At 71.2% G+C, this 10,993-nt stretch carries 9 protein-coding genes and 2 tRNA genes; 3 read left to right on the top strand and 8 right to left on the bottom strand.

The features are described 5' to 3' along the window. Positions 1–187 precede the first annotated feature (187 nt). Genes AC1DVI_RS31355 through crtI form a run of 5 tightly spaced genes read right to left on the bottom strand, consistent with a single transcriptional unit; the run spans position 188 to position 5,736 of the window. Positions 188–652, bottom strand: coding sequence for a DUF2141 domain-containing protein (locus AC1DVI_RS31355; RefSeq protein WP_476961309.1), 465 nt, complete (start codon positions 650–652; stop codon positions 188–190). Next, on the bottom strand, positions 649–1,800 hold the full coding sequence (locus AC1DVI_RS31350) for a glycosyltransferase family 2 protein (protein WP_476961308.1): 1,152 nt from the start codon (positions 1,798–1,800) through the stop codon (positions 649–651). Before AC1DVI_RS31350 ends, AC1DVI_RS31355 begins: the two co-directional genes overlap by 4 nt. Further along, positions 1,797–2,630: a lysophospholipid acyltransferase family protein gene (locus AC1DVI_RS31345; protein ID WP_476961307.1), complete on the bottom strand. Its 834-nt coding sequence runs from the start codon at positions 2,628–2,630 to the stop codon at positions 1,797–1,799. Before AC1DVI_RS31345 ends, AC1DVI_RS31350 begins: the two co-directional genes overlap by 4 nt. 14 nt (positions 2,631–2,644) lie before the next feature. Further along, entirely contained in the window at positions 2,645–4,186 is a 1,542-nt protein-coding gene (locus tag AC1DVI_RS31340; RefSeq protein ID WP_476961306.1) for a phytoene desaturase family protein, read from the bottom strand. After that, complete coding sequence (crtI, locus tag AC1DVI_RS31335) at positions 4,183–5,736, bottom strand: phytoene desaturase family protein (protein ID WP_476961305.1); 1,554 nt, start codon at positions 5,734–5,736, stop codon at positions 4,183–4,185. Before crtI ends, AC1DVI_RS31340 begins: the two co-directional genes overlap by 4 nt. 63 nt (positions 5,737–5,799) lie before the next feature. Here crtI and AC1DVI_RS31330 point away from each other — a divergent pair, with 63 nt between their 5' ends. Then, on the top strand, positions 5,800–7,272 hold the full coding sequence (locus AC1DVI_RS31330) for an aldehyde dehydrogenase family protein (RefSeq protein ID WP_476961304.1): 1,473 nt from the start codon (positions 5,800–5,802) through the stop codon (positions 7,270–7,272). Between the two features lie 13 nt (positions 7,273–7,285). Continuing rightward, on the top strand, positions 7,286–7,762 hold the full coding sequence (locus AC1DVI_RS31325; RefSeq protein WP_476961303.1) for a DUF4126 family protein: 477 nt from the start codon (positions 7,286–7,288) through the stop codon (positions 7,760–7,762). A gap of 107 nt (positions 7,763–7,869) precedes the next feature. On the opposite strand, the gene AC1DVI_RS31320 is transcribed toward AC1DVI_RS31325, so the two are convergent. The 3 genes from AC1DVI_RS31320 to AC1DVI_RS31310 all read right to left on the bottom strand — a co-directional run bounded on the left by AC1DVI_RS31320 (position 7,870) and on the right by AC1DVI_RS31310 (position 10,542). Next, positions 7,870–7,945: transfer RNA gene (locus tag AC1DVI_RS31320), tRNA-Ala, on the bottom strand. A 30-nt stretch (positions 7,946–7,975) separates the two neighbouring features. After that, positions 7,976–8,062 (bottom strand) — tRNA-Leu (locus AC1DVI_RS31315). Between the two features lie 134 nt (positions 8,063–8,196). After that, entirely contained in the window at positions 8,197–10,542 is a 2,346-nt protein-coding gene (locus AC1DVI_RS31310; protein ID WP_476961302.1) for a mechanosensitive ion channel domain-containing protein, read from the bottom strand. Between the two features lie 281 nt (positions 10,543–10,823). Here AC1DVI_RS31310 and AC1DVI_RS31305 point away from each other — a divergent pair. After that, the coding region (locus tag AC1DVI_RS31305; RefSeq protein ID WP_476961310.1) for a glyceraldehyde 3-phosphate dehydrogenase NAD-binding domain-containing protein at positions 10,824–10,993 on the top strand (170 nt) is incomplete at its 3' end.

Here is a 10,993-nt window from a genome sequence, read left to right as displayed (position 1 = left end):
GTTTTCACACTGGCCCGACATTACTTCGCCTTATCTTCTGTTCCCTTGCCGCCGTCGCGCTTCTCAGCGGCCCCGGCGTCGTGGGAGCCGGGTTATAGGCGGGTCGGCCAAACCCGGCAAGAGCTTTTTTCCATCGACCGGCATTTTTTCTGAAACGCCAGCGTCACAATGAGCCATCAGCGCAGCATCAACGCTCGATCAGGTAGCGCAACGTCAGCATCGTCCGCGTTATAGGCTCGGCGACCGCCAGGGTGGCGTCGGTGTAGCGCGGCGGACCGAAGCGCATGGGGGCATCGTTGCTGAAGCCTATTCCCTCCTTCGGCAGGCCGAGGAAGTTGCGGTCGAGTTCGAGATTCTGATTCTCGTCATGAAAGGCCTGCACCGCGTAGGTGCCGGGCGGCACCTTGTGCACCACCACGGTGACGCTGCCCGGCCGCGCCGGTTCCGCTGCGGTGTAGGGACAGTTGGGCCCTAGGAACGTCTCCGGCGTGCACACCGCGACCAGCACCTTTCCCTGGGCGTTCGCGACGTTGGCGACGGTGATGGCCAGGTCGGCGGCGGCGGCCTGGGCTGTTGCAAGACCGAACGCCAGCGCCGCCAGCCATCCGCCCACTGTGACGCGACGGGCGTTCTGGAATTGCCAAGGAATCATGGTGCACCCGTTTTGGAGGTGGACGGATAGGCGCGACCCCGCCATTCCGCCGGACGACCCCGGCGGGCGCGCAGCAGCGCCGACCATTGGATCGCCAGCAGGATCAGGATGCCCACCGGATGGAGCAGCGCGCCGGCCAGACTCTGACGGAAACGGACGGCCAGCAGCACGCGGAACGACAGCCCCGCCGCTGCGGCCAGTACCGCCAGGGTGACCGCCGCATCCGGCAGCGGGGCCAGAGCCGCCCAGCCCAGCAGCAGCCAGGGCAGGACGTGGCCGCCGAACAGCAGCAGGGTCCAGACCGGCAAGGCGACCGGGGTCGCCATCCCCTCCGTCGCGTTTTTCGAGAAGCCGGACCACACCTCCCGCCAGCCGCGATACATCCGGCAGCGGGCGAGGCCGGTCGCGTCGAACAGGTCGCTCCCCTGCCCTGCCCGGCGGAAGGCACGCGGCAGAGTCACCCCGTCGTGCAGCGACGTCGCGATGGCGGCGTGGCCGCCGGCCGTCTCGTAGGCGTCCCGCCGCACCGCGATCAGTTGGCCGCAGGCGGCGGCGAATCCCGGGCTGGACGACCAGCGCATCCCGACCATCGGCAAATAGCCGAGCAGAAGCACATGGATCAGCGGGATCACCAGCGCCTCGGCCAGGGTGCCGGTCTCCTGGCGCGGGAAGCCGCTGACCAGCCCCGCCCGGCCCGCCAGCAGCGCGCCGCAGGCCAGCCGGGCGGCGTCCGGAGCCAGCCGCACGTCGGCGTCCTGGAACAGCAGCACCGGGTGCCGCGCCAGCCCGGCGAGCGTCTGGCAGGCGTGCTGCTTGCCCGACCAGCCCGGCGGCAGCGGCGGCGCCGTCTCCAAACGCAGGCGCGGGTCGCGGGCGGCAATAGCTCGAACGATCTCCGCCGTGCGGTCGGTGGAATGGTCGTCCAGCACCACCACCTCCACCGTCACGCCGCAGCTGGACAGCGCCGCCCGCACCGCGGCGGCGACGGTGGCCTCCTCGTTGCGGGCAGGGATCAGGATGCTGACGGCGCCGCCGGGCGGCGGCTCGGCCCGTGGGCTGCGGTAGAGGCACAGGTTCACGAGGCCCAGCCCCAGCGGCAGCAGGGCGAGCGCCAGCGACAGAGCGGCCAGCAGCATGAGGACGCTCATCGGCGGGAACCCCTTTCCTTATCGGATGCGTCACCATGCTTGGGGCTGAAGCGGTGCCCGCCCGCCCACGCCTGCGCCCGGCGCCACAGGTCGTAGACGCCGCCGACTCCCGCCGTGCCGTCGATCAGCGTCAGGAAGCGTGCCGGGTCGCGGCTCTGGGCGTCGAGGGCCAGCGCGTCCATCGTTGTTTCCAGCCGCCGCTCCAGCGCGGCGGCGATGTCCGGCACCGGCCGGCCGGCGAAGTCGGACGCCGGCATGGGCTCGCCGAAACGGGCCAGCGCCTCCGGCGCGCTCTCGTCCCAGAACGGGTATTCCACGGCGAGCGGCACCACCAAAGCCTCCGGCGCGCAGCGGACCAGATGGGCGATGCCCGGACGCAGGCGGACCGGGCGGCGGCGCGGGTCGGTGAAGGCGCCCTCCGCGGTGATCCACAGCATGGACCGCGGGTCGGCCAGGATGCGCCGGCCGTGGCGCAGGAAGGCGGCGGCCCCGGCCCGGCCCGGCTCGACCCCGAACAGGCCGATGCGCGCCATGAAGCGGTAGCGGCGCAGCATCGCCGCCTCGATGGGGCCGTAGCCCGGCCGGTCGCGGTAGCGGGTGGTCCCCATCACGATCAGCAAGGCGGGGTCCCACCAGGACGGGTGGTTCAGGCAGACGATCACCGGCCGGCCCGTCGGTAGGTCCGGCCAGCCCGGCCGGGCCAGCCGCACCGCGTGGAAGCCGCGCCGCATCCGCCGCGCCATGACGGCGCCGAAGAAGCGGCAGAGCGCCGGCGAGCGCAGCGCGACCGGATCGTCCCTCAGCCCGTCGTCCTCCATGCCCGGTCCCATATCCGGCCCGCCGCTCAGGCGACGGCGCGCAGGTCGCCGTCGCGCGCCCCGCTCCGCAGGTCCTGGTCCAGGCTGTCGGCGGCGATCCAGCCCGACATCAGCACCATCGGCATGCCCGGCCCCGGATGGGCGGCCCCGCCGGCCAGATACAGCCCCTCCACGTCGCGCGAACGGTTGCCCGGCTTGAAGGCGCCCATGAAGCGGCCGTGGCTGGCCAGCCCGTAGATGGCGCCGTTCAGCACACGGTAGCGGTCGTGGATGTCCTGCGGGGTCAGGACGCGCTCGACGCGGATGCGGTCCTCCAGGTCGGCCATGCCGGCGGTGCGCTTCAGCTTGTCGAAGACGGTGCGGCGGTAGTCCGGCAGCATCCGCGACCAGTCGTGGTGCGGCCGCAGATAGGGGGTGTGGACCAGCACATAGAGCGCCTCGCCCCCCAGCGGCGCCACGCCGGGCTCGGTGCGGGCGGGGGCGGCGATGTAGCAGGTCGGGTCGGGCGCCGGCTCGCCGCGGCGGTAGATCCAGTCGAACTCTTCCGCCGGGTCGCGGGAGAAGACGAAGTCGTGGTGCAGCAGGTGGTCGTAGCCGCGGTCGAGCCCGAGATAGAAGACCACGCCCGAGCAGGCCGGCTCGTAGCGGCGGCGCTTGCGGAAGCGCTTGGCCGGGGCGCCGCCCACCAGCTCCTCGTAGGTGCGGACGGAATCCATGTTGGAGACCACCGCCGACACCGGGATGCGCTCCCCACCCTCGGTCTCGACGGCGGTGACGCGCTTGTCGGTCACCTCCAGCCGGCGCACGCCGGTGCCGGTGCGGATTTCGACGCCGAGGCGCCGCGCCACCCGCTCCAGCGCCAGCGGAACCGCGCGGGTGCCCCCCATCGGGTACCAGACGCCGTCGTTGGTCTGCATGTGCGCGATGGCGCAGAGCACCGCCGGGGAGCCGTAGGGGGAGGACCCGACATACTGGGTGAAATGGTCGAGCATCTGGGCGGCGCGGGCGTCGGGGACGTGGCTGCGGATGGTGCCGGCCACCGTGCTGCCCATGCGCAGCGCCAGCACGTCGGACAGGGTGCTGGCGTTCAGGCTGTCGCGGACCTTCAGCGTGTCGCCGAGATCCTCCACCGACTTCCAGAAGAAGAAGCGCTCGGAGATGCCGTGCAGACGCTCCGACAAGGCCTGGAAGCGGCGATAGCCCTCCCCGGCGCCGCGGCCGGGGGTCAGCCGGTCGAGTTCCGCGGCCATCGCGCCGATGTTCTCCGACAGGTCCAGCACCGTGCCGTCATCGAAGAAGCAGCGCCATTGCGGCTCCAGCCGGACCAGCTCCAGCTCGCGGTCGAGGTCGCAGCCGGCCTCCGCCAGGATGCGGCGCAGGACGCGCGGCACCGTCAGGATCGTCGGCCCCATGTCGAAGCGGAAGCCGCCCTCCTCCAGCACCGCCGCCTTGCCGCCGACCCAGTCGTTCCTCTCCAGAAGCACCACCTTGTGGCCGCGCGCCGCGAGCACCACCGCCGACGCCAGCCCGCCCAGGCCTCCGCCGATCACCGCGATCCGATCCGTCATGCCAGTCCCCCCGCTACGGCCCGCTTGGGCAGGCCGGACAGTCCCATGGTTTCGCTGCGCCAGGGCGTCGGCAGGCCCAGTTCCGAGGCCAGCAACCGCGACGTGATGCGCGCGCCTTCGAAGATGACCGGCAGGCCGCTGCCGGGGTGGGTGCCGCCGCCGACCAGATAAACGCCGTCCAGATCCTCGAACCGGTTGTGCGGTCGCAGGTGAAGCATTTGGTCCAGGCTGTGCGCCAGATTGAAGGTGGCGCCGCGGTGCACCGCGAAGTGGCTGTCCCAGTCGGCCGGCGTCACCACCCGCTCCACCCGGATGCGGCGCTCCAGATCGCTCAGGCCGAAGCCGGCCAGCCGGTCGAGCACGAGGCGGCGGTAGCGCGGCGCCTCGGCCTTCCAGTCGATGTGGCCGCGCTGGTGGCCGACCGGCACCAGGATGTAGAGGGTGCTGCCGCCGGGCGGGGCGAGATCCGGGTCGCTGACGCAGGCGTTCTGCACGTAGATCGACGGGCGGCGCGGCATCTCGCGGCCGTCCTCGATCTCCGCGAGGTTGCGGGCGTAATCCTCCGCCAGATAGACGGTGTGGTGGTCCAGCCCGTCGATCCGGCCCTCGATGCCCAGATAGAGCATGAAGGTGGAGCAGGAGAATTTCTTGGTGGCGATGCGGGCGTCGCTCCAGCGGCGGCGCAGATCGTCGGGCACCAGGGTCGTCATCGCGCGGGCGAAGTCGGCGTTGATGACCAGCGCGTCGGCCGGGTACTCGCCGGCCTCCGTCCGCACCCCCACGGCGCGCCGGCCCTGGAAGCGGATGTGGCGCACCGTCTCGTTCAGCCGGACGGTGACGCCGAGATCCTCGGCCACCCGCCGCATCGCCTCCATCACCGCCTCGGTGCCGCCGCGCGGGTGGAAGACGCCGTGCTCGTGCTCCAGGAAGGAGAGGATGGTGAACAGGCTGGGGCAGCGGAAGGGCGACATGCCCAGATACTTGCTCTGGAAGGAAAAGGCGAGGCGGACGCGCGGGTCCTGGAAGTAACGGGACAGGTCGCGATCGACCGAACGCTGCGGCGAAAGCCGTCCCAGCGCCTTCAGCATCGGCAGCGACGCCAGCGCCCAGGGGCTGGAGAAGTCGGTCTCCAGGATCGGGCGGAACAGCTCCATCTTCGCCCGGTTATCGGCCAGGAAGCGCGGCAGCCCCTGGGAATCGCGCGGGTTGAGCCGCGCGATCTCGGCCATCAGCGCTTTCATCTCGGCGTGGACCCGCAGCTCCCCGCCGGCCTCGAAGACCAGCCGGTAGAGCGGGTCGAGGCGGATCAGGTCGACCTCATCCGACAGGCGGCGCCCGCAGGCCTCGAAGATCTCCTCCAGGATGCGGGGATACAGGAAGAAGGTCGGGCCGCTGTCGAAGCGATACCCGTCGAGCGCGAAGCCGGCCGACCGGCCGCCGACGCGGTCCTGCCGTTCCAGCACGGTGACCTTCGCCCCGGTGAGCGCCAGGAGCATCGCGGATGCCAATCCACCCGGCCCAGCGCCAATGATCACGACTTGCCGTTCCATCCGCTTGCCAAACGCTCCCAAGCTGCCGACTTGTGTGAAGGCAGTTACGAACATGGACCAGAAATGGATCACAGCCACAATCCCACCTCTCCAGGTGTAACCCCTTGGACAAACGGGAGCAGCGATCCATTTTTGTCTGCACGATCGGCGTGGGCCGGCGGCAATACAGCCGGAAGACTGTCCATCATCCGCAAGATCCGCCGTCGCATCGCGGCGGACGCGGAAGAGCTTGTGCATGCGCTGGCCACCCGCCCCGGACGCACCGCCGCCGAGAGCCTGAGCGCGGAGGTTTTGCCACTGGCCGAGGCCTGCCGCTTCCTGGAGCGCGAGGCCGTCGCTCTGCTGGCGCCGCGGCGGCTGGGGGCGCGCGGCCGTCCGGTCTGGCTGTTCGGAGTCACGGCGGATGTGCGGCGGGAGCCGTTCGGCACCGTCCTGATCGTCGGCCCCTCCAATTACCCGCTGCTGCTGCCGGGGGTGCAGGCGCTTCAGGCGCTGACCGCCGGGAACGCGGTGCTGGTCAAGCCGGCGCCCGGCTGCTCCGCGCCGATGGAGCGGCTGGCCGACTGGCTGGCCGAGGCCGGTCTGCCGGACGGCCTGTTCCAGCTTCTGGACGAGTCCCCCGACGCGGTGTCCGACGCGATCAATGCCGGCATCGACAAGCTGGTGCTGACCGGATCGGCCGGCACCGGCCGGGCGGTGGCCCGCCAGCTCGCCGAAGCGCTGGTGCCCTCCACCATGGAACTGTCGGGCAACGACGCGGTGTTCATCCTGCCCGGCACCGACCTCGGCACGGTCGCCCGCGCTCTCGCTTTTGGCCTGCGCCTCAACGGCTCCGCCACCTGCATCGCGCCACGCCGGGTCTTCGTGCCGCACACCCTGGCGGCGGAACTTGAGCGTGCCTTGGCCGGCTGCGTGGCGGCGATCCCGCCGGCGGCGGTGCCCCTGCCGGTGCGGCGGCGCCTCGTCGGGCTGGTCCGCGCGGCGGTGGCGGAGGGCGCCCGCCCGCTCGGCCCGTTGCCAGAAGACTCGGCCCCGGCGATGGCGCCGCTGATCGTGGCCGACGCGCGGCCGGGCATGGCGTTGCTGCGCGAGGAGCTGTTCGCCCCCATCCTGTCGCTGGTGCCCATCCGCGACATGGAGGAAGCGCTGGAGGCCGCCGCGCAAAGCCCCTACGCGCTCGGCGCCTCGGTCTTCGGGCCGGAGGCGGAGGCCTGCGCGCTGGCCGGGCGGCTGGACGCCGGAACGGTGACGGTCAACGACCTGATCGTGCCGACCGCCGACCCCCGCCTGCCCTTCGGGGGGCGGCGCGCCAGCGGCTGGGGCGTCACGCGCGGGGCCGAAGGGCTGCTGGAGATGACGCGGGTGAAGACCGTCTCGGTGCGGCGCGGCCGGTGGCTTCCCCACACCGACCCGCCGCGCGACGGCGACGCGGCGCTGATCCTGGCGGCGCTCCGTCTGCTCCATGGCGGTCCCGGCACCCGCGCCGGGGCGGTCCGGACCCTGATCCACCGTCTGCGCGAACGCCGGACCGATTGACGCGGAGCCCACGATGACCGTCCTGTTCTCCGCCGTCCTGTTCTGGGCCGTTTTGATCGGCGCCGTCGCCGGTTCGCGCACCCTGCTCGCGCCGGCGGCCGTCTCCTGGGCCGCCTATGGCGGCTGGCTCGACCTGTCGGGAAGCTGGCTGTTCTTCCTCGGCCACCCGGTCTCACCCTGGGTTTTCACTGCAATGGCGGTGGCGGAGCTGGTCACCGACAAGCTGCCGAACACCCCCAGCCGCAAACGCCCCTTCCCCTTCGCCAGCCGCATCGCCGGCGGCGCCATCGCGGGTGCGGCCATCGGTGCGAACGTGGGCGCATGGGTCCCCGGTCTGATTGCCGGTGGGGTGGGCGCGGTCGCCGGAACGCTCCTCGGATATGCGGCGCGCCGGCGCATGGCCGCCGCCTTCGGCCGCGACCGGCCGGCGGCGCTGATCGAGGACGCGGTGGCGCTGACCGTCGCTCTGCTGGTCGTCGCCGCGGCATGAACGGGCCACTCGGTCCCGTTGGCGATGGCGCCGCCGTCGGACCCGATGACGGTAAGGGCCGTAAAAAGGGAAAAGCCAGCAACCCGTCAGGGTTGCTGGCTTCATGATGGTGGAGCCAAGGAGGATCGAACTCCTGACCTCTACAATGCCATTATAGCGCTCTCCCAGCTGAGCTATGGCCCCACTATAATATCAGACCAACACAAGAAGTGTTGGTGCGCTTGGAGGGACTCGAACCCCCACGGCCTTTCAGCCACTAGGACCTGAACCTAGCGCGTCTACCAATTCCGCCACAAGCGCATCGTCTGCTCTTTACCCCGCGTCTCTTGGGGTGACGCGGGAGCGCTGATATAGCCGTGACGATGGCGGGGCTCAAGCGAAATCGACATGGCCCCGTCACTTTTTTGCAAGACCGTGGGGATGAGCGCAGCCCCTTATTCCGCAGCCCCGGCGTGGCGCATCCGGCCGGCATTGGCGGCGCCCGCCTCGGCCCCCATCCCGGCCAGCACCTCCGCCGCGCCGCGGGCGATGTGCAGCGTGCGCTGCGGCAGCGGGAAGTCGATTCCCAGCTCGATGAAGCGCGCCTTCATGCGGCCGTTGAACTCCCGCCCGACGTTCCATTGCTGGATGGGCAGCGTCTTGATCCGCGCCTTGATGACCGCGGCGGACTCCTGAAAGGAATCGACGCCCAGCACCTCCAGCGGCTCCAGGATCAGCGGTGCGAAGCGCGGGTCCTTGCGCAGTTCGTCGCCGATGCCGTGCAGCACGGAGACCACGCGGTCGGCGTTCTCGTGATAGGGGATCGCCACGTCGAACACGTAGTAGCTGAAGTCCTTCGTCATGTTCGACACGCTGGTGACCGCGCTGAAGGGGATGGTGTGGACCGTCCCGTCGAAGTCGCGCAGGCGGATGGTGCGGATGTTCATTCCCTCCACCAGACCGCCCTTGCCGCCGACATTGACGACGTCGCCGACCGAGATGGTGTCCTCGAACAGGATGAACAGGCCGGTGATGACGTCCTTGACCAGCGTCTGCGCGCCGAAGCCGACGGCCAGGCCGACCACGCCGGCACCGGCCAGCAGCGGCCCGATGTTCAGACCCAGCTCCGACAGGGTGATCAGGGTGACCAAGGTCAGCAGCACTACCAGCAGGGCGCTGCGCAGCAGCGGCAGCAGGGTGCGCACCCGCGCGCTGCGCTGGATGGCCCGCCCGTTGCGGTCCGTCGTCGCCAGATGGCGCTCGATCAGCCCGTTGGTCACCTCCCACACGCCGAGCGCGATGGCGCCGACCAGAAGGAGCGACAGGCCCGACGCCACGATGCGCAGGCCGACGGCCGTCTGCAGCCAGCCCCAGACATCCAGCCCCCAGGCGTTCAGCACCACCAGCCCGCCCAGAACGGCCACCGCCCCGTGCAGCAGCCGCGCGATGGGAGCGATATAGCGGCGCAGCCGCCCCGCCGCCCAGGCCGACGCACCCCGCCGACGGTCCATGCGCTCCAGAATCGCCGCGGCGGCGCGGGTGATCCCCCGCCCGATCAGCCGCGCGATCCCGGCGACGACCAGCGTCACCGCCGTCGCCTGCACCACGAACAGCAGCCCGCCGCTGATCTCCAGCGCCCAGATGCCGAACAGGACGATGATGTAGAGAATGGCGATGGCGTGCCAGACGTCGGCCACGCGGCGGCCGGCGGCGCGCAGCATCCGGCCCGCTCCGGCGGCGCGCCGTCCCGGCGGAAGCGGCGACACCGCCTCGGACAGCGGCTGCGCCGCCGCGATCCCGCCGCGCAGCCTTGCGGCCACCGCCTCCCGGCTTTGCAGCACCAGAACCGCCAGCATGACGGCGACGACCAGGCCGACCAGGGTCACCAGCGCGCTGTAGCTCTGCGCCGGCAGGCCGAGCCGACGAGCCGCTTCGGCCAGGAACATGCCGTAGAGCGTGGTGATGGCGATGGTCCGCCACCAGCGCAGCAGCCGCAGGGCCGACCCGTCGCTCATCGGGATCAGCCGCAGGTTGGGCGAGGCCGGAGCGAGCAGCGCCCGGACGACCAGCAGGACGATCTGTACGAAGATGCTGGCGTTGAGGAAGGTGACGCCGAGGACCCGCACCACCGGCGGCGGGTCGAACAACGCCAGCACGCCGAAGCCGGCGGCGGCGAAGGCCACGATGGGCGCCAGATCGAACAGCGACCGCACCAGCAGCAGCGGCACCTTGGCGAGTGTGGAATGGATGGGCCGGGCCGCCAGCATCGCGCGCGGGCGTCGCAGCGTGCGGATGGCGATCAGCCGGGCGCCCTGCCCGACCACCACCACCAGCACCAGCTCGGCGACCAGCCAGCCCCAGGCGGCGCGCTGCGCCGGGTCGGACACCTGCCGTTCCAGCCAGTGCAGCCCCTGCGGCGCGTTCAACAGGGCGTCGCCGGCCAGCGCGGCCTCCTGCCCCAGCCCGTCGAGCCGGTTCGACAGCAGGGTGAGCAGGCGGGTGCCGATCCCCTCCGGCTCCGCCGGTGCGGCGGCCTCCTCCGCCTGCTCCAGGGCGCGGAGCTGGCCGAGCAGGGCGGCGCGGCGCTCCGGGTCCTCCAGAGTCTGGCGCAGGCGGGCGATCTCCTCCGGATTGGGCGCCGCCTCGGCCTGGGCCGGCGGGGTGGGCGTCGGGATCTGCGCCGATGCCGGGGTCGCGATGCCTGCCAGCGCGGCGGTCAGCAGGAGAAACAGGGCGAAAAGACCGCGCAAGGCGCGGAAGCGGGCGGCGGGAAGCCGTGGGGCACGGTCGTCGAAAGTCATCGTCCTCTGGCGGTACCGGTTGACGGGTCCAATCCAGGCCAACAGCGCCGGGCGCGGTTTGTCTTGCAACGCAGCAACCGCGACATTTTGTCCGGCGGGCCGCCCGGCTCGTCGTCCGCTCTTGCGTGCCCATCTGATATATTAGTATACACCTTGGCGAAGGCCGGAAGCGCCCGCGCCCTGCCGCGGCGGGCCGTCCGACCGGCGCCCTCTTTCCAACCGGCCCTGGCCGGCGCCGCCCCCGACCACTCGCGGGGCCGCGAACACCAGCGGAGAACAGCATGTCCGTGAAGGTAGCGATCAACGGTTTTGGCCGCATCGGCCGTCTGGTTCTGCGGGCCATCTACGAGAGCGGCCGCAACGACGTGGAGGTCGTGGCGATCAACGACCTGGCCGACCTCAAGGCCAACGCCCACCTGCTGAAGTACGACAGCGTCCACGAGCGTCCACG

The organism is Azospirillum sp. P4_B5, assembly GCF_056402275.1.
The sequence above is the reverse complement of the archived record's forward strand: the minus strand, read 5'-3'. Positions and strand labels throughout refer to the sequence as shown.

What these genes read in the sequence shown, in the direction of transcription:
- AC1DVI_RS31355 (WP_476961309.1), bottom strand. Translation starts at nt 652, where the DNA reads ATGATTCCTTGGCAATTCCAGAACGCCCGTCGCGTCACAGTGGGCGGA.
- AC1DVI_RS31350 (WP_476961308.1), bottom strand. Translation starts at nt 1,800, where the DNA reads ATGAGCGTCCTCATGCTGCTGGCCGCTCTGTCGCTGGCGCTCGCCCTG.
- AC1DVI_RS31345 (WP_476961307.1), bottom strand. Translation starts at nt 2,630, where the DNA reads ATGGGACCGGGCATGGAGGACGACGGGCTGAGGGACGATCCGGTCGCG.
- AC1DVI_RS31340 (WP_476961306.1), bottom strand. Translation starts at nt 4,186, where the DNA reads ATGACGGATCGGATCGCGGTGATCGGCGGAGGCCTGGGCGGGCTGGCG.
- crtI (WP_476961305.1), bottom strand. Translation starts at nt 5,736, where the DNA reads ATGGAACGGCAAGTCGTGATCATTGGCGCTGGGCCGGGTGGATTGGCA.
- AC1DVI_RS31330 (WP_476961304.1), top strand. Translation starts at nt 5,800, where the DNA reads ATGGATCACAGCCACAATCCCACCTCTCCAGGTGTAACCCCTTGGACA.
- AC1DVI_RS31325 (WP_476961303.1), top strand. Translation starts at nt 7,286, where the DNA reads ATGACCGTCCTGTTCTCCGCCGTCCTGTTCTGGGCCGTTTTGATCGGC.
- AC1DVI_RS31310 (WP_476961302.1), bottom strand. Translation starts at nt 10,542, where the DNA reads ATGACTTTCGACGACCGTGCCCCACGGCTTCCCGCCGCCCGCTTCCGC.